Below are 18,939 nucleotides of genomic sequence, written 5' to 3' on the forward strand. Positions count from 1 at the left end.
ATCGCCCTGCTGCTAAGTACCCGATTGCGCCATTTTCTTATGCGAGACGCCCCTACCCCTGACAGGCGAGATAGCGTTGCAACGCAGCCAGCGAATCAGGGCAATAGGACTGTCGCCGACTGTCGGCCTGAGCTTGGTCAAGGCTGATGAAACGCGCCTCGCTGACTTCCTCCGGCTGCAGGCGCAAAGGCCCGTCCCAGACTGCCGAGAACACCGCGCACCAGAGCCGGTTGCCAGGCTGGTCGAAGAAGAACTTTTCATGGAAGCGCATGGGCGCGCCGTTGACACCCAGTTCTTCCTCCAACTCGCGAGCGGCGGACTCCGCGTAGCTTTCATGCGCCCCGACCATGCCACCGGCCGCGACATCCCAGTACCCAGGATAGACGGCCTTGCTCAGGGTACGGCGGTGTACGCACAGCTCACCGGCCGAATTGAACAGCAGGATGAACGTGCCCCGCCCGATCAGCCCGCGCTCGCGCAGTTCCGCCCGCGGCAAGGCCCCGAGCAATTGATCGTCGTCGCTCGCCCAGGCGATCAGTTCGGCGTCTGAGGCCGCGCGATGCGCGACCTCGGCTGCACTGATGCTCATCAGCCCTGGGACAGCAGTTGACGCAGGTCGATGACCGCGGCATTGGCGCGGGAGATGTAGTTGGCCATGACCAGCGAATGGTTGGCCCAGATGCCGAAGCCACTGCCATTGAGCACCATCGGGCTCCACAAGGTTTCTTGCGAAGCCTCCAGTTCACGGATGATCTGGCGCACGCTGACGGTGGCGTTCTTCTTCGCCAGGACATCGGCGAAGTCCACTTCGATGGCGCGCAACAGGTGCGACAGCGCCCAGGCCTGGCCACGCGCTTCGTAGAAGACGTTGTCGATCTGCAGCCATGGCGTCTCGACCAGTTCTTCGTCGAGCTGCGGTGCCTGGCCGGCCACGACTGTTTCGGTCTTCAGGTTGCTGTTGAGTTTCACGCGACCGACGCTGGCCGACAGGCGCTGCGACAGCGAACCCAGGCGAGTGGCCACGTCACCCAACCAGTTGTTGAGGTTGTCGGCGCGGGTATAGAAGATCGCGCCCTGGTCGCCAGCGGCCAGACGCACCTGATAACGGCTCAGCGAGCGAATGCCTTCCTCGAACTCCGACTCGCTGGACGGCAGGATCCAGCTCTTGTTGTCGAAGTTGAAGCGCGGCTCGGCCTTGGCCAAGTCGGCATCTTCGGTCGACTGCGACTGCGAACGGGCAAAGTCCTTGCGCAGGGCGCGGGACAGGTCACGCACCTGAACCAGCACGCCGTACTCCCAGCTCGGCATGTTGTCCATCCACACGCCAGGCGGGAAACGGTCGTTGGAAATATAGCCGCCCTGCTTGTCCAGCAGGGTGCTGGCGACGCTCTTGAGGGTCGCGATCGTGGTGTAGCCGATGACCATCTGCTGGCTGTTGCGCTCGGCGGACGCCTGCGCGTTCTGCTGGACCGGGAACAGTGCCGGCTCCTGGCTCCAGTACCAGCTCAGGCCGATACACACGAGCAGGTACAATCCGATCACGATCCCCAGGGCACGACTCCACAGGCCGCCAAGATAGCTACGGGTAGCGGCGCTGCGTTCAGAGGCGCGCTCGCGTGGCTCGGCACTGCCTGTACGATTTTTCCAATCCAGCATGGCGTTGTCCTTAGTCAGTCACGTCGGTTCAAGGCTTGGACCGCGGGCATCGGCCAGGGTGCCACGGCAAGCTCGGTCGCTGCACTATAAAGCAAGCACGGTCGTGGGGATAAGCGACCAATGCTCGGCAGCTGAATATTCGTGGCAGCTTTCTGATGCAGAGATCATTGGTTCGAGAATGCCGCATGACGAGCGTCCAGATCCGCAATGGGTCATCGAGCAGTGTCAAAGCGCCATCTTTTTTTGGCGTCTGCTTGCCCCCGTCATCACCGCGTCACAAAAACGCAATACGTTCAGGGCACCTCCCTTCCTGCCGCCGGATATTCGCGGATATGCGCCTGAAGCTGCTGACTAACTTCAACACCCTGTTACTGGTCGCTGTCTGCATTGCACTGGCTGCCACCCTATGGTGGTCCCAGCGTGCCCTCGAGCGTCCCTACCAACTGATGGAGCGCTATCTGGGGCTGTCCCAGCAATTCCAGGACGAAACGGCGCGCAATACCTTGGCGTACCTCGGCAGCGGTGATGCCCTGCGCCATGCGGCAGCGGTCGAGAGCAACCTGCAACTACTGGCGACACTGGATGAATGGCCCGAAGCACTGGCACTCCAAGTACGACCCAGCCTGGAGGCGTTGCAGGCCTTCACCGCCAACGAATTGCTGGCCGCCGGCAAGTTGGCTGGAGACCCGCAAGCCTTGCTGCAACAGGCCGAACGGGAATTGGGCGCCAACCTCGAACAGCTCGCGGACTATGCCCGCGATAGTGGCAACCCTGACGCGGCTCGCTACCTGGCGCCCGTGCTCGATGCGGCGGTGCACCTCGGGCGGTTGTCCCTGGCCCGCGACAAGCTGGTGAGCAGTGGCCGTACCGAACTGGCCAACGAAATGCAGCGCGAACTGCAACGGATCCGGGCTCAGGCAGACATCATCGACGGGCTGCCCTTGTTGGGCGTTACCCGTGCCGCCGACTCCAACGCGGACGACTTCGCGGCCCTGATGGGGCTCGAGACCCAGGCCAGCGCGCAGCAGGAAGATATCGCCATCGCCCTCAAGCGAGAACTGCAAAGTTTGCTCAACCGGTATCCGGCCGAACTGCAGCGTACTCGCGAACTGATCGAGCAGCGCGGCGTATTGGCCGCCAGCACGCATCAACGTCTCGAGGCCGTGCACTTGACCATCGCCGCGCTGGAACCCGAAGTGCGTGCCCAGCACGCGCGGATACAGGGCGAAGTACGCCTGCTGCAGGGCGTGATGATCGGCTCGATCCTGCTCATCGCCTTGTTGATAGACACCCTGCAGCGCCGCCTGGCGCGTACCCTGACCAGCCTGGCTCCAGCACTGTCGTGCTGGGCCGAGGGCGACTTCGGACAAGCCATCGCCCTGGGCAGGACCAATCGCGAACTGCATGACATCGAGGCGTCACTCAACCGTTTGCGCCAGTACCTGGTGACCCTGGTCGGCACCATCCGCCAGAACGCCGAGCAGGTCGCGGGCAGCAGCCACGCACTGGCCGGCATGAGCAGCGCGCTGCACGACGGCGCCGAACGCCAGGCCGGCGACACCGCGCAGATCCGCGACGCCCTGAGCGAGCTGGAATCGACCATCCAGCAAGTGGCGGGCGATGCCAGCGCCGCGGCCCACGCCAGCCGTGACGCCGGGCATGCGGTGGAACATGGCCAGGCCGTGATCGGCCAGAGCCTGCATGGTTTGCGCACACTGGTCGATGAGGTGCAGGGCAACGCACAGATAATCGAACAGCTGGCCGAAGAGTCGGCCACCATCGGCAACGTACTCACGGTGATTCGCTCCATCGCCGAGCAGACCAATCTCTTGGCGCTCAATGCCGCCATCGAGGCGGCGCGGGCCGGGGAAATGGGTCGTGGCTTTGCCGTGGTCGCCGACGAGGTCCGCTCGCTGGCCCAGCGCACCACGGGTGCGACCGGGGAGATCCAGACGCTGATCGACCGTCTGCAACTGGCTGCGCGCGAATCGGTGAACGGCACGCGCGCCCAGCTCGAACATGCCGAGTCCGCCGCCAGCCAGGCCCAGACGGCGGATGGCGCGTTGGATGCGATCGTCAGCGCCATCCGCACCATCGCCGACACGGCCGGACGCATCGCCGATGTCACCGCCCAGCAGAGCACCGCGGTCAGCGAGATCCGAGGCCACAGCGAGCGAATCCATGAGCTGGGCGGGGACAACCTGCAACGAATAGGCGAGGGCCGCGAACAGGGTCGACAGTTGCTGCGCCTGGGGGACAAGCTTAATACCGCAGTGGGCGCTTTCAGGCTCTGATGCCACGGGCAGGAGGAGCCAAGGCGCTTCCTGCGGCCCCATTCCTTGCAGAGTCCGTTATCATGCCGGCACGTTTCACCTGACGAGACCGCCATGCGCCGCCTGTTTTTCCTGCTGATCCTGTTGCTGGCAACGCCTGTCCTTGCCACGGGTCTGCTCGACAACCGTCCCAGTTCAACGCTCGGCGCTTCGTCGCTGAACAACAGTGCCGACTTCCTGCCGGTACGCGAAGCCTTCAAGCTCAGTCTGGTGCAGGAAGAAGGCCAGGACCTCAAGCTGCGTTTCGTTGCCGCCGAGGGTTACTACCTCTACCGGCACCGCTTCCAGTTCCGCAGCGAGCCGGCCGACATCGCCTTGGGCAGCGCCCGCATCCCGCCCGGGCAAGCCAAGCACGACGAGTTCTTCGGCGATGTCGAGGTCTATCACGGCGTGCTCGACATCACCCTGCCACGTCCGGCCAACGATCCTCGCGCATTCACCTTGCTGGTGACCTACCAGGGCTGCGCGGACAAGGGGCTGTGCTATCCGCCGGAAACCCAGCGCTTTGCCATCGAAGGCACCAGCGGCCCGGGCGCGAGCGATCCGGCTGCCGCGCAAGGCTGGACGTGGCAATCGCTGCTGCTGTTCTTCCTCGCAGGCCTGGGCCTGACATTCACCCCTTGCGTCCTGCCGATGCTGCCGATCCTTACCGGCGTGGTACTGCGTGGACAGGTCGGTGGTTGGCGTGGTTTCAGCCTGTCGCTGGCCTATGTGCTGCCGATGGCCGCCTGTTTCGCCTTGCTGGGCGCCCTGATGGGCGTGTTCGGAGCGGGGCTCAACCTGCAGGCGCGCCTGCAATCGGCTTGGGTGCTAGTGCCTTTTTCGCTGTTCTTCGTGCTGTTCGCGCTGGCCATGTTCGGCCTGTTCGAGCTGAAGCTGCCGCAAGCGCTGAGCAGTCGCCTGGACCGTGTTGCCAACCGTACCCAGGGCGGCTCGTTGCTGGGTGCCGCCGTGCTGGGCGTGTTGTCCAGCCTGCTGGTTTCTCCCTGCGTGTCCGCGCCGCTGGCCGGTGCGCTGTTGTACATCAGCGCCAGCGGCGATGCCTTGGGTGGCGCATTGAAACTCTTCGCCCTGGGCTTGGGCATGGGCGCCCCGCTATTGCTGGTGGCGACCGGTGGCGCCGCCTGGCTGCCCAGGAGCGGGTCATGGATGTCGACCGTGAAGAACGCCATCGGCGTGTTGCTGCTGGGTCTGGCGATCAGCTTGCTCAGTCGCGTGCTGCCTGGGCCGCTGACTCTGCTGCTGGTCGGTTTGCTGGCGGCAGGCGTGGCGTTGTTCCTCGGCGCCCTGGAGTTGGTGGTCAAGTCACCCCGTGAGCGTCTGGCCCAACTCCTGGGCCTGGTGTTGCTCTGCTATGCACTGGCTTGCTGGTACGGTGCATTGAGCGGTCAGGGCGATCCGCTACGCCCCCTGCCCCAGGCTGTATCGATCGGCAACGCCACGGCTTCCTCGACCCGGGCGGATGCCTGGCAGACGGTCAGCACCCCCGCCGCACTGGATGCCGCACTTGCCGAGGCCAAGGCCGCCAACCAGCCCGTGCTCCTGGACTGGTATGCCGACTGGTGTGTCAGTTGCAAGGTGATCGAACGTGAAGTCCTCCACGCACCTCAGGTACAGGCTGGGCTAGGGATGTTTCGTTTGCTGCGTTTCGACATCACCGAGAGCAATGCCGAGCAGCGCGCTCTACTAGACCGCTATCAGCTGTTCGGCCCACCTGCCCTCCTGTTCTTTGCCAAGAACGGCGACGAACTTACCGCTGATCGTGTCATTGGGGAGACAAATTCGGCTGAATTTGCAGCTCACCTGACACGCGTGCGCGCTGATCTGGGTCTATAACTTCCCGCTGGCACGCCTATTTCTCCAAAAGAGTGACCAGCGCAAATCATCTGGTCACATACTTTGCGCGAACCTCGGTCATCGTGCTGCCTATTGCAGAGAACTGGACACTCACTGTTCCTTTGCGGCATAGTCGCCGCGCTATGTCGAATTGCCCTACGAATCCAAGGAATCTGCAGATGGCAACGCTACTGGTCCTTCACGGCCCGAACCTCAACCTGCTGGGCACCCGCGAACCGGGTGTATATGGCGCCGTGACCCTGGCCCAGATCAACCAGGATCTTGAGCAGCGAGCCCGAGAGGCCGGCCATCACCTGCAGTGCCTGCAGAGCAATGCGGAGTACGAACTGATCGATCGGATCCACGCGGCACGCAACGAGGGCGTGGACTTCATCCTGATCAATCCGGCGGCTTTCACCCACACCAGCGTCGCATTACGTGACGCATTGCTGGCGGTGAGCATCCCATTCATCGAAGTGCATCTGTCCAACGTGCACAAGCGCGAACCTTTTCGCCACCACTCCTACTTCTCGGACGTCGCAGTGGGGGTGATCTGCGGCCTGGGCGCCACCGGTTATCGCCTGGCCCTGGAGTCTGCACTGGAACACCTGGCTGGCAACGCACAGCCCTGATAACGAGACCCTGGCCCATGACCAGGGCTCAAGCAAAACGTTTTCGACACGTTTTCAATTTCGTCCCTGACCGAACCTTGGGAGTTGATGATTAATGGATATCCGTAAAGTCAAGAAACTGATCGAACTGCTGGAAGAGTCTGGCATCGACGAACTGGAGATCAAGGAAGGCGAAGAGTCGGTCCGTATCAGCCGTCACAGCAAGACCCCAGCCGCGCAGCAGTACTTCGCGCCGGCCCCGATGGTCGCGCCAGCCGCTCCCGTGGCCGCCGCGCCCGTTGCCGAAGCCGCCGCGCCGAAGCTCAACGGCGCCGTCGCTCGCTCGCCGATGGTCGGCACCTTCTACCGCAAGCCTTCGCCGACCTCGCCAAACTTCGCTGAAGTCGGCCAGACCGTGAAGAAAGGCGACACCTTGTGCATCGTCGAAGCCATGAAGATGATGAACCACATCGAAGCTGAAACCAGCGGTGTGATCGAATCCATTCTGGTAGAAGACGGCCAGCCGGTTGAGTTCGATCAGCCGCTGTTCACCATCGTTTGAACCGCGGAGAGCCTGCGATGTTGGAAAAAGTGCTGATCGCCAACCGCGGCGAGATTGCCCTGCGTATCCTGCGTGCCTGCAAGGAACTGGGTATCAAGACCGTCGCCGTACACTCCACGGCCGACCGCGAGCTGATGCATCTGGCCCTGGCTGACGAAACCGTCTGCATTGGCCCGGCGCCCTCCAAGGATTCCTACCTGCACATCCCGGCGATCATCGCCGCTGCCGAAGTGACTGGCGCTACCGCGATCCACCCTGGCTATGGCTTCCTGGCGGAAAACGCCGACTTTGCCGAGCAAGTGGAAAAATCCGGCTTCGCCTTCATCGGCCCCACGGCCGACACCATTCGCCTGATGGGCGACAAGGTTTCGGCCAAGGACGCGATGATCAAGTCGGGCGTGCCGACCGTACCGGGCTCCGATGGTCCGCTGCCGGAAGACGAGCAGACCGCGTTGGCGATCGCCCGCGAGGTTGGCTATCCGGTGATCATCAAGGCCGCCGGTGGCGGTGGCGGTCGTGGCATGCGCGTGGTGCACAAGGAAGAGGATCTGATCGCCTCGGCCAAACTGACCCGTACCGAAGCCGGTGCCGCCTTCGGCAACCCGATGGTGTACCTGGAGAAGTTCCTGACCAACCCACGTCACGTGGAAGTCCAGATCCTTTCCGATGGCCAGGGCAGTGCCATCCACCTGGGCGATCGCGATTGCTCCCTGCAGCGCCGTCACCAGAAGGTGCTGGAAGAAGCACCGGCCCCCGGTATCGACGAGAAGGCCCGCCAGGAAGTCTTCAAGCGTTGCGTCGACGCGTGCATCGAGATCGGCTACCGCGGCGCGGGTACCTTCGAGTTCCTCTACGAGAACGGTAGTTTCTACTTCATCGAGATGAACACCCGCGTGCAGGTGGAGCACCCGGTATCCGAAATGGTCACCGGGATCGACATCGTCAAGGAGATGCTCAGCATCGCCGCTGGCAACAAACTGTCGTTCCGCCAGGAAGACGTGGTGATCCGTGGTCACTCGCTGGAATGCCGGATCAACGCCGAAGACCCGAAGAAGTTCATCCCGAGCCCAGGCACCGTCAAGCACTTCCATGCCCCTGGTGGCAATGGCGTGCGGGTCGATTCGCACCTGTACAGCGGTTATTCGGTTCCACCGAACTACGATTCGCTGATCGGCAAGCTGATCACCTACGGCAAGGACCGCGACGAAGCCATGGCGCGCATGCGCAATGCGCTGGACGAAATCGTCGTCGACGGCATCAAGACCAACATCCCGCTGCACCGCGACCTGGTGCGTGATGAAGGTTTCTGCAAGGGCGGCGTCAATATTCACTACCTCGAGCACAAACTGGCCAGCCAGGAGTGATCGTGGCGTGAGATGAAGCATCCCGGCCCAGTGCCGTAATGCTGTTCGCTTAAGCCAAGCTTGATACCCACTGGGCTGCTTTGCAGCCCTTCGCGGGCAAGCCCGCTTCCACAGGTACGCCGCTTGGCCTGAGAGCGACGCCACATCTGGACTGCCCCCAAGAAGTTGGACACCCATCCAACCCTTGGGGAATTTATGCGCAGGTACACTGAGCAGTTCAGGGAACGCATGCATTTCGAATTTTGAGCCAGACAGTTGCTCCTACACGGATAAGTACTGCGGCCCAAGTCATGGATGGGCGTCCGACTTTTGAGGGCAGTTCAGTCCGCGAAACGCCGCGCGGGCGGCATTGCGATCTCGAGGGCGCTGAAAAGACCAACGGCATGTCCCTGCCCGCCCCAATGCGGTCCACCGACCAGACCATCCCTGTTCACCGTCCTGCACAAAACCCACGCACTCAAGTAAACTGCCAGGCTTCTCGCAGCCTAGGGCTGCCTCCTGTCGATTTACCAAAGGTGCCCGCCATGCCCTGGCTGCAAGTACGCCTGGCCATCAGCCCGGAACAAGCCGAAACCTACGAAGACGCCCTGCTCGAAGTCGGTGCCGTCTCGGTGACGTTCATGGACGCCGAAGACCAGCCGATCTTCGAACCGGACCTCAACACCACCCCGCTCTGGTCGAACACGCACCTGCTGGCGCTGTTCGAGGCCGATACCCAACCAGATCAGGTCTTCGCTCACCTGCGCCTGCTGACCGGGGCCGAGCTACCCGAGCACCAGACCGAGGTGATCGAGGATCAGGATTGGGAGCGCAGCTGGATGGACAACTTCCAGCCCATGCGCTTTGGCCGCCGCCTGTGGATCGTGCCGAGCTGGCACGAGGCCCCGGACGCGGACGCCGTCAACCTGTTGCTCGACCCGGGCCTGGCCTTCGGCACCGGGACACACCCGACCACCGCCTTGTGCCTGGAATGGCTCGACGGCCAGGAGATCGAAGGCACCCAGGTGCTGGACTTCGGCTGCGGTTCCGGCATCCTGGCCATCGCCGCGCTGCTGCTGGGCGCTCGCGAAGCGGTGGGTACGGACATCGACGTGCAGGCGCTGGAAGCCTCGCGTGACAACGCCGGGCGCAATGGTATCGCCGACGAGCGCCTGGCTCTCTACCTGCCCGAGCAGATGCCCGCCATGCAGGCCGACGTGCTGGTCGCCAACATTCTTGCCGGCCCACTGGTATCGCTGGCGCCGCAACTCAGCGGCCTGGTACGCCCAGGTGGCCTGCTGGCGCTGTCGGGCATTCTTGCCGAACAGGGCGAGGAGGTCGCCGCAGCCTACGCCGACGACTTCGAGCTCGACCCGATCGTCGTTCGCGACGGCTGGGTGCGCATCAGTGGTCGCCGCCGTGCCGCAGGCCTAGAATAATCCTCTGCCCAACCCCCCCCGGATCCGCGCATGACCGACAGTTTCGTCACCCAGTGCCCGCATTGCCAGACCAGCTTTCGTGTCACTCACCATCAGTTGAGCGTAGCCCGCGGGGTTGTGCGCTGCGGCGCCTGCCTGCAGGTGTTCAATGCCGCCCGCCAGCTGCTGGAGCAGAGCCGCGGGGCAGAGACGCAAGCTGACGGCAGCCCGCTCCCCGCCATCACCACGCCGGAAATGGCGAAGCAGGCGCCTGAACTCGCGCCGGTGCCTCTGCCGCCCTCCCCGCCCGGTGAGCGCGTAGCCTTGGCCGAGCAGGACTGGGCCGTCACCCAGCAATCGCTGGAACATCTGGACCTGGACGAGGAACTGGCCCGCCTGGAGCGGCGCGGTACGACGGTGGAGCATGAAGCCGAGCTTCGCGACGAGCGCCTGCACGCGCGGCGCGACGACCCTGGTGGCGACGAGCATCCGGACATCGGCACGGCGTTCGGTAGCGGCGACAATGCATCCATCGCATCTGCCGAAGCGCAACTGCCAGCCGAACCTGCTCCCCCCTTGATCGAACAGGGCCCGCTGGAGCTCGAACCCGTGCCCGGCGATCGGACCGAGCCGACGTTCAACCTGGAGCCGGACCCCGAGCCGCACGATGAACCTGCGCTGCGTCACGTCGGCATTCTGGATGAGGACACGGCGGCACGAGACGATCCCGATCTGGACGAACGTTTCTCCCAGACACGTCCAGGGGCATCTGCGGAGCGCTTTTCCGCGCTGGACGACGACACGCGCGCAGAACGACTTTCGGCGCGTGACGACGACGAAGACCACCCCGCCGATGAACGCATGGAGCCCAGCCTGGCAGCCAGACCCGAACGCTCGGCGCGCAAGGAGCCGCTGATCGATGTCGTCGATGATCCGTTGCAGCTCGACTGGCAAAAGCCCCGGCCTGACTGGAGCAAGCGACTGCTATGGGGCGTTCTGGCACTGTTCGCGGCGGGACTGCTGGCGTTCCAGTATGTCTGGTTCCACTTCGATGAGCTGGCCCGTCAGGACCAGTACCGCCCGTGGTTCCAGCAACTGTGCCCGACCCTGGGGTGCAAGGTGCCGAGCCGGGTCGATATCGGCCGCATCAAGAGCAGCAACCTGGTCGTGCGCAGCCATCCCGACTTCAAGGGGGCGCTGATCGTGGACGCCATCATCTACAACCGGGCTCCGTTCGCCCAGCCCTTCCCCTTGCTGGAGATACGTTTCTCCGACCTGAACGGTCAACTGATCGCCAGTCGTCGCTTCAAGCCCAGTGAGTATCTGAGCGGGGAATTGGCCGGGCGTGGCGATATGCCGAGCCAGACGCCGATTCACATTGCCCTGGACATCCTCGATCCCGGCCCCAGGGCCGTGAACTACAGCCTCAGCTTCCGATCCCCGGAATAGAGCAGCGCGTCCGTCTGGCGTTTCTCTGACGCCAGACCGGCGTCCCGAACTGTCGGGCATAAGGCCGCAGCTGTTCAGATTTTATCCAAATCCATCTTTATCCGGTCACCGAGAGCGGGTATCATGCCCACCCTTTTTTCCAAACTCCAATGATCCGGCCCCACAACAGGGAACACCTATGTCGGCGGTACGCATCGGCCCTTATACGCTACGCAACAATCTGATCCTTGCCCCGATGGCCGGGGTCACGGACCAGCCTTTCCGCGTGCTCTGCCAGCGCCTGGGAGCAGGAATGGTGGTGTCGGAAATGGTCACCAGCGACATGAGCCTGTGGAACACCCGCAAGTCGCGTCTGCGCCGCATCCACGAAGGCGATCCCGAGCCTCGCTCGGTACAGATCGCCGGTGGCGATGCGCAGATGCTGGCGGAGGCGGCACGGGCCAACGTCGAGGCCGGCGCCCAGATCATCGATATCAACATGGGCTGCCCCGCGAAAAAAGTCTGCAACAAGGCGGCGGGCTCTGCTTTATTGAGAGATGAAGCCCTGGTCAGCGAGATCCTTCATGTCGTGGTGAGCGCCGTGGACGTCCCGGTGACCCTGAAGATCCGCACCGGCTGGGACCGGGCGAACAAGAATGGCCTGAACGTGGCGAAAATCGCCGAACAGGCCGGCATTCAGGCGCTCGCGGTACATGGCCGCACCCGTGCCGACCTGTACACCGGCGAAGCCGAATACGACACCATCGCGGCCATCAAGCAGGCGGTGTCGATCCCGGTTTTCGCCAACGGCGACATCACCAGTCCCGAGAAAGCGCGGGCCGTGTTGGCTGCCACGGGTGCCGATGCGCTGCTGATCGGCCGCGCCGCACAGGGTCGGCCGTGGATCTTTCGCGAGATCGAGCACTACCTGAGGACCGGCGAGCGGTTGCCGGCCCCGGGTCTCGATGAAGTAGAACGCATTCTGCTGGACCACCTGGACGCGTTGCACGCCTTCTATGGCGATGTGATGGGTGTACGTATCGCCCGCAAGCACGTTGGCTGGTACCTGGCAACACGACCGGGCGGCAAGGAGTTCCGCCCCCGGTTCAACGCTTTGGAAGACAAGCAAGAGCAGTGCGCCAACGTCCGCGAGTTTTTCCGCGAGCGTCGACAGAGCCTTGAGACAGAGGACGGACAAGGGGTGGCCGCATGACGATGATGACCGAGACTTTAGTGAGTGGAACAACGCCCGTGAGCGACAACGTCAACCTCAAACAGCACCTCAACACGCCGAGCGAAGAGGGCCAGACCCTGCGCGGGAGCGTGGAGAAGGCGCTGCACAACTACTTCGCACACCTGGAAGGCGCAACCGTCACGGACGTGTACAACCTGGTGCTCTCGGAAGTGGAGGCGCCCCTGCTCGAAAGCGTGATGAACTACGTGAAGGGTAACCAGACCAAGGCCAGCGAGATGCTCGGGCTCAACCGAGGCACTCTGCGCAAGAAGCTCAAGCAGTACGATCTGTTGTAAGCCAGAATCCTAACCAGAAAAGGCGGCTTGCACAGTGAGGTCGCCTTTTTTGCTGACTCCACCGCGTTATGGAATCCGAAATGACCGACCAGACTACCCGCCTGCCGATCCGCCGCGCCCTGATCAGCGTCTCCGACAAGACCGGGATTCTCGAATTCGCCCGTGAGCTGCAGCAGCTTGGCGTCGAGATCCTGTCCACCGGGGGTACCTACAAGCTGCTCAAGGACAACGCCATCGACGCGGTGGAAGTGGCCGATTACACAGGCTTCGCCGAAATGATGGACGGCCGGGTCAAGACCCTGCACCCGAAGATCCACGGTGGCATCCTGGGCCGTCGCGGCACCGATGACGCCATCATGAACGAGCACGGCATCAAGCCGATCGATCTGGTTGCCGTGAACCTGTATCCCTTCGAAGCGACCATCGCCAAGCCGGGCTGCGACCTGCCGACCGCGATCGAGAACATCGACATCGGCGGCCCGACCATGGTCCGTTCGGCGGCGAAGAACCACAAGGACGTCGCCATCGTGGTCAACACTGGCGACTACGCCACGGTCATCGAAGGTCTCAAGGCCGGTGGCCTGACCTATGCCCAGCGCTTCGACCTGATGCTCAAGGCCTTCGAGCACACCGCGGCCTACGACGGCATGATCGCCAACTACATGGGTACCATCGACCAGGCCAGCGAAACCCTGGGCACCGAAGGCCGCAGCGAATTCCCGCGCACCTTCAACAGCCAGTTCGTCAAGGCCCAGGAAATGCGCTACGGCGAGAACCCGCACCAGAGCGCGGCGTTCTATGTCGAGGCCAAGCCGGCCGAGGTGGGTATCGCCACCGCCGTCCAGCTGCAGGGCAAGGAGCTGTCCTACAACAACATGGCCGACACCGATGCCGCGCTGGAGTGCGTGAAGAGCTTCGTCAAGCCGGCCTGCGTCATCGTCAAGCACGCCAATCCCTGCGGCGTCTCGGTCTGCCCTGACGATGAAGGCGGGATCCGCAAGGCCTACGACCTGGCCTACGCCACGGACACCGAGTCGGCCTTCGGCGGCATCATCGCCTTCAACCGCGAGCTGGATGCCGAGACCGCCAAGGCCATCGTCGAGCGTCAGTTCGTCGAAGTCATCATCGCCCCGAGCGTCAGCGATGAAGCCCGCGCCATCGTCGCGGCAAAAGCCAACGTGCGCCTGCTGGCATGCGGCCAATGGTCGAGCGAGCGCGCCGACGCCTGGGATTACAAGCGCGTCAACGGCGGCCTGCTGGTACAGAGCCGCGACAATGGCATGATCAGCGCCGACGACTTGAAAGTCGTGACCAAGCGCGCGCCGACCGAGCAGGAAGTCCACGACCTGATCTTTGCCTGGAAAGTGGCCAAGTTCGTCAAGTCCAACGCCATCGTCTACGCCAAGAACCGCCAGACCATCGGTGTCGGCGCCGGCCAGATGAGCCGCGTCAACTCTGCTCGTATCGCTGCGATCAAGGCCGAACATGCTGGCCTGCAGGTGCAGGGCGCGGTCATGGCCTCGGATGCGTTCTTCCCGTTCCGTGACGGTATCGACAATGCAGCTAAAGTGGGTATCACCGCTGTGATCCAGCCGGGTGGTTCGATGCGCGACGCCGAAGTCATCGCGGCGGCCGACGAAGCCGGTATTGCCATGGTCTTCACCGGCATGCGCCACTTCCGCCACTAATCAAAGGCCAGGCTGATCCCCGACGCCTGTGGGCGCGGGTTTACCCGCGAATGCGATGTTGGATTCACCGCCGCATTCGCGGGTGAACCCGCTCCCACAGGGGCGAGGATCGCCGCCAAACAGAGGTTTGACATGAAAGTTTTGATCATCGGCAGCGGCGGTCGCGAGCACGCCCTGGCATGGAAAGTCGCCCAGGATCCGCGGGTCGAGAAAGTCTACGTCGCACCAGGTAACGCGGGCACCGCCACCGAAGCCAAGTGCGAGAACGTGGCCATCGACGTCAACGCGCTGGAGCAGCTGGCCGACTTCGCCGAGAACAACGTGCAGCTGACCATCGTCGGCCCGGAGGCGCCATTGGTCGCCGGCGTCGTCGACCTGTTCCGCAGCCGCGGCCTGGACTGCTTCGGCCCGACCAAGGGCGCCGCACAGCTGGAAGGTTCCAAGGCTTTCACCAAGGATTTCCTGGCACGTCACAAGATCCCGACCGCCGACTACCAGAATTTCACCGAGATCGAACCGGCCCTGGCCTACCTGAACGAAAAAGGCGCGCCGATCGTGATCAAGGCCGACGGCCTGGCCGCGGGCAAAGGCGTGATCGTCGCCATGACCCTGCGGGAAGCCGAAGACGCCGTGCGTGACATGCTCGCCGGCAATGCTTTCGGTGAGGCTGGCTCGCGCGTGGTGATCGAAGAATTCCTCGACGGCGAGGAAGCCAGCTTCATCGTCATGGTCGATGGCCAGAACATACTGCCCATGGCCACCAGCCAGGACCACAAGCGCGTCGGCAACGGCGACAGCGGCCCGAACACCGGCGGCATGGGTGCCTACTCTCCGGCCCCGGTGGTCACCGCCGAGGTTCACCAGCGCGTGATGGATCAGGTCATCTGGCCGACCGTGCGCGGCATGGCCGAGGAAGGCAATGTCTATACGGGTTTCCTCTATGCCGGTCTGATGATCGACAAGGCAGGCAATCCCAAGGTCATCGAGTTCAACTGCCGCTTCGGTGATCCGGAAACCCAACCGATCATGCTGCGTCTGGAGTCGAGCCTGGTACTGCTGATCGAAGCCGCCTTCGCCAAGGCCCTGGACAAGGTCGAGGCCCAGTGGGACCCACGACCGAGCCTGGGCGTCGTACTGGCCGCCGGCGGTTATCCGGGCGACTATGCAAAGGACGCGGCGATCGATGGCCTCGATGCGGCCGCCAAGCTGGAAGGCAAGGTCTTCCACGCCGGTACCGCTCTCAAAGAGGGTCAAGTCGTCACCCAGGGTGGCCGCGTGCTCTGCGCTACCGCCCTGGGCCAGACAGTCGAGGCTGCACAGCAACAGGCCTACCGCCTGGCCGAACAGATCAGCTGGGAAGGCAGCTTCTACCGTAACGACATCGGCTACCGGGCAATCGCCCGCGAGCGCGATGAGCATCAGCGGTAACGTCGTCACCAGGGATCGTGGCGCCAGGTGCGCCCGCCTTTCGGCACGTCGGCAAGGCCCTGCATGGGCCTTGCCTTGGTTTGGGCACGCCGCGCATAGTGGTCACTTGGCATTCAGCAAAAAAGGGATTTCGTTGTGCATCGGCTTAGGATTGCCATTGCCCTGACCGTCAGCCTGCTGACCCTGCTCTGCCTGCTCCCGGCTTCGGCCGAACCTGGCGGTGGTTGGGCCGTGCTGCTCGACGAACAGGCCAACCTGCAACTGAGCGACGTTCGTTCCGAACGTTATCGCAACCAGTTCAGCCCGCTGAACCTCAACGAACTCAATGCCGCTACGCCAGATCAGGCGCTCTGGCTGCACTATCGGCTCGAGCCGGCCCAGCAGGAACGCTTGCTGCGCATTTTCGCACCCGATCTTTCACACCTCGATCTTTACGCCCTCGCGAGCGGGACGCTGCTGCGCCAGCTGCACCACGGCCGTGAAGGCGTCAGTGGCAGCCCGACCTTGCGAGGCAGCGGCCATGTCCTGGCATTGCCCAATAGCACGCAGCCAGTGGACATCTACCTGCGCCTGGTCTCCGAACACCAGCTGCGTCCGGCCATCAGCCTCGAGTCGGCAGCGGTCGCAGCCGCCGACCAGCGTCAGGCCACTTTGTTCGGGCTGTTGTTCGGCGGCTTGCTGATGCTGATCCTGCACAACCTGATCCGCTTTATCTACTCGCGCTCCAGTACCACGTTGATCCTGGCGTTCTACCACGGCCTGATGCTGCTCAGTGGCTTGATCCTGCTCAACCTCAGCGGGCCTTGGTGGCACCTGTGGCATACCGCCCAGACTCCGGCCGCCTACCTGACCCTGGTGCTGGCGGGCATAGCCGGGTTGTACTTCACCCAGCACTTCTTCGCCCCCTGTCTCTCGCCAAGATTGAACCGGCTGCTTCAGGCCGAAATGCTGGTCGCCGGCATCAGTGGCCTGATCCTGCTGTTCGTCGATACGCTGCCGTTGAACCTGATGACCTATGCCTTGCTGGCCCTCGGCAGCCTGAGCATGCTGCTGATCTCGGGCTACCAGGGCTACAAGGGCTACGGCCCGGCGCGTCTGTTCACCGTGGCCATGCTGGTGTTCAACCTGGGTGGGCTGGTCCTGCTGCCAGCACTGCTCGGCTTGACCCGCACGCCAACGCCCTGGCTGCTGTGCATCCTCATGGGCATGACGGTCATCAGCGGCTTGCTGCTCAATCTCGCGGTCAGCGAACGCCTGCGCAAGATCAGCGAAGAGCGCTTCAGCGCCAGCCGGGCCTTGGCCGCCAGCGATGCGGAAGTCAACGCCAAGTCCGAGTTCCTGGCCAAGATCAGTCATGAAATCCGCACACCCATGAACGGCGTGCTGGGCATGACCGAACTGCTGCTCGGCACGCCGTTGTCGGTCAAGCAGCGCGATTATGTCCAGACCATCCACAGCGCGGGCAACGAGCTGCTCACGCTGATCAACGAGATCCTCGATATCTCCAAGCTCGAATCCCGGCAGATCGAGCTCGATGACGTGCAGTTCGATCTCAACGCGCTGATCGAAGACTGCCTGAACATCTTCCGCGCCAAGGCCGAACAGCAGAACATCGAGCTCATCAGCTTTACCCAGCCCCAGGTGCCACGCGTGATCAGCGGTGATCCGACACGTCTGCGGCAAGCCGTCTGCAGCATGCTGGAAAACGCGCTGAAGAACAGCGAGCAGGGGGAAGTCCTGCTGGTCGTGGCGCTCGACCAGCGTGGCCAAAGGCCGCGCCTGCGCATCGCCGTACAGGATGGCGGCCAGCCCATGCCCGCCGGCGACCGCGAGGCATTGCTGCAAGCCGAGCTGCACAGTCGACATTTCCTCTCCAACAACGATCTGGGCGGCCACCTGGGGCTGGTGATCGCCAAACAGCTCATCGGCCTGATGCAGGGCGAATTCGGAATCAAGACCAGCAGCAGCATGGGTAATACGCTCTGGCTGACCTTGCCGCTCGATCCACAGCGCCTGGAACAGCCGACCACGGATCTCGATGGCCCGCTGCGCGATGCGCGCGTGCTGGTGGTGGACGACAACGACACCTGCCGCAAGGTCCTGGTCCAGCAATGCAGCGCCTGGGGCATGAACGTCAGTGCCGTTCCCTCCGGCAAGGAAGCGCTGGCCCTGTTGCGCACCAAGTCGCACCTGCGTGACTACTTCGACGCCGTGTTACTCGACCAGAACATGCCTGGCATGACGGGCATGCAATTGGCGGCCAGGATCAAGGAAGATCCCAGCCTGAACCATGACATTCTGGTGGTGATGCTGACGGGCATCAGCAATGCGCCAAGCAAGGTGATCGCGCGCAACGCCGGGGTCAAGCGCATCCTTGCCAAGCCGGTGGCCGGCTATACCCTGAAGACTACCCTGGCCGAAGAGCTGGCCCAGCGTAGCCGCGATGCCCACATCGCGCCTCCGGCGGCGGCTGTCGCCGCGCCGCCACTGGACTTGCCGACCGATTTCCGTATTTTGGTCGCGGAAGACAACACCATCTCGACCAAGGTCATTCGCGGCATGCTCGGCAAGCTCAACCTGGAGCCCGATACCGCCAGTAACGGCGAAGAAGCCTTGCAGGCCATGCAGCGGCAACGCTACGACCTGGTACTCATGGATTGCGAAATGCCCATCCTCGACGGTTTCTCCGCTACCCAGCAGCTGCGTGCCTGGGAGATGGTCAATCATCGCCAGCGAACTCCGATAGTGGCCCTGACCGCGCATATCCTTACCGAGCACAAGGAGCGCGCGCGCCTTGCCGGGATGGACGGACACATGGCCAAGCCGGTCGAGCTTTCGCAACTGCGCGAGCTTGTCCAATACTGGGCGGCCCAGCGATTGCCCCGGCCGGATCAGCTGCCACTTTCGTAGGGCCAACCTCAGCGCCGGGCCGGCCGATCAAGGAACGGGCATTCGGGGTTCGATACTAGTAACTTGGCCTTCGGCTTCTGGAATCTTTTGTGATGCTGATGGCCCTATCGCGGGACAAGCCCGCTCGCCACTGGGATTTATAACCGCTGCGCCGCGCATCGGGTGGCGAGCGGGCTTGTCCAGTACTGGGCGGCCC

At 63.3% G+C, this 18,939-nt stretch carries 14 protein-coding genes and 1 pseudogene; 13 read left to right on the forward strand and 2 right to left on the reverse strand.

Annotated features, from left to right (window positions below):
- Nucleotides 1-52 precede the first annotated feature (52 nt).
- Nucleotides 53-589 (reverse strand): NUDIX hydrolase, encoded by a 537-nt coding sequence (locus G7009_RS25530; protein WP_181132985.1) that lies wholly within the window; start codon nt 587-589, stop codon nt 53-55.
- A complete protein-coding gene (locus G7009_RS25535; RefSeq protein ID WP_181132987.1) occupies nt 589-1,656 on the reverse strand; it encodes a DUF2333 family protein in 1,068 nt (355 codons plus the stop codon). Before G7009_RS25535 ends, G7009_RS25530 begins: the two co-directional genes overlap by 1 nt.
- A gap of 103 nt (nt 1,657-1,759) precedes the next feature.
- Here G7009_RS25535 and G7009_RS25540 point away from each other — a divergent pair, with 103 nt between their 5' ends.
- From G7009_RS25540 to G7009_RS25600, 13 genes and pseudogenes are all read left to right on the forward strand, one after another.
- Nucleotides 1,760-2,011: a hypothetical protein gene (locus tag G7009_RS25540; protein WP_181132989.1), complete on the forward strand. Its 252-nt coding sequence runs from the start codon at nt 1,760-1,762 to the stop codon at nt 2,009-2,011.
- Nucleotides 2,012-3,440: 1,429 nt separating this feature from the next.
- Nucleotides 3,441-3,950: pseudogene (locus G7009_RS28290) on the forward strand (methyl-accepting chemotaxis protein); the annotation flags it as partial.
- A 93-nt stretch (nt 3,951-4,043) separates the two neighbouring features.
- On the forward strand, nt 4,044-5,825 hold the full coding sequence (locus G7009_RS25550; RefSeq protein ID WP_181132992.1) for a protein-disulfide reductase DsbD: 1,782 nt from the start codon (nt 4,044-4,046) through the stop codon (nt 5,823-5,825).
- A 179-nt stretch (nt 5,826-6,004) separates the two neighbouring features.
- On the forward strand, nt 6,005-6,457 hold the full coding sequence (gene aroQ / locus G7009_RS25555) for a type II 3-dehydroquinate dehydratase (RefSeq protein ID WP_181132995.1): 453 nt from the start codon (nt 6,005-6,007) through the stop codon (nt 6,455-6,457).
- Between the two features lie 94 nt (nt 6,458-6,551).
- Nucleotides 6,552-6,998: an acetyl-CoA carboxylase biotin carboxyl carrier protein gene (accB, locus tag G7009_RS25560; protein WP_181132996.1), complete on the forward strand. Its 447-nt coding sequence runs from the start codon at nt 6,552-6,554 to the stop codon at nt 6,996-6,998.
- Between the two features lie 17 nt (nt 6,999-7,015).
- Complete coding sequence (accC, locus tag G7009_RS25565; RefSeq protein WP_181132998.1) at nt 7,016-8,362, forward strand: acetyl-CoA carboxylase biotin carboxylase subunit; 1,347 nt, start codon at nt 7,016-7,018, stop codon at nt 8,360-8,362.
- Nucleotides 8,363-8,886: 524 nt separating this feature from the next.
- A complete protein-coding gene (prmA, locus tag G7009_RS25570) occupies nt 8,887-9,780 on the forward strand; it encodes a 50S ribosomal protein L11 methyltransferase (protein WP_181133000.1) in 894 nt (297 codons plus the stop codon).
- 30 nt (nt 9,781-9,810) lie between these two features.
- Entirely contained in the window at nt 9,811-11,208 is a 1,398-nt protein-coding gene (locus G7009_RS25575; protein WP_181133002.1) for a DUF3426 domain-containing protein, read from the forward strand.
- Nucleotides 11,209-11,386: 178 nt separating this feature from the next.
- Nucleotides 11,387-12,400: a tRNA dihydrouridine synthase DusB gene (gene dusB, locus G7009_RS25580; protein ID WP_181133003.1), complete on the forward strand. Its 1,014-nt coding sequence runs from the start codon at nt 11,387-11,389 to the stop codon at nt 12,398-12,400.
- On the forward strand, nt 12,397-12,717 hold the full coding sequence (gene fis, locus G7009_RS25585) for a DNA-binding transcriptional regulator Fis (protein ID WP_134692528.1): 321 nt from the start codon (nt 12,397-12,399) through the stop codon (nt 12,715-12,717). Before dusB ends, fis begins: the two co-directional genes overlap by 4 nt.
- Before the next feature lie 80 nt (nt 12,718-12,797).
- Nucleotides 12,798-14,405 (forward strand): bifunctional phosphoribosylaminoimidazolecarboxamide formyltransferase/IMP cyclohydrolase, encoded by a 1,608-nt coding sequence (gene purH / locus G7009_RS25590; RefSeq protein WP_181133005.1) that lies wholly within the window; start codon nt 12,798-12,800, stop codon nt 14,403-14,405.
- A 132-nt stretch (nt 14,406-14,537) separates the two neighbouring features.
- Nucleotides 14,538-15,833, forward strand: a complete 1,296-nt coding sequence (gene purD / locus G7009_RS25595) for a phosphoribosylamine--glycine ligase (protein WP_181133007.1) — start codon at nt 14,538-14,540, stop codon at nt 15,831-15,833.
- A 135-nt stretch (nt 15,834-15,968) separates the two neighbouring features.
- Nucleotides 15,969-18,743, forward strand: coding sequence for a hybrid sensor histidine kinase/response regulator (locus G7009_RS25600; protein ID WP_181133009.1), 2,775 nt, complete (start codon nt 15,969-15,971; stop codon nt 18,741-18,743).
- Nucleotides 18,744-18,939: the final 196 nt, after the last annotated feature.

The organism is Pseudomonas capeferrum (assembly GCF_013523055.1).
Classification (GTDB): Bacteria; Pseudomonadota; Gammaproteobacteria; order Pseudomonadales; family Pseudomonadaceae; genus Aquipseudomonas; species Aquipseudomonas capeferrum_A.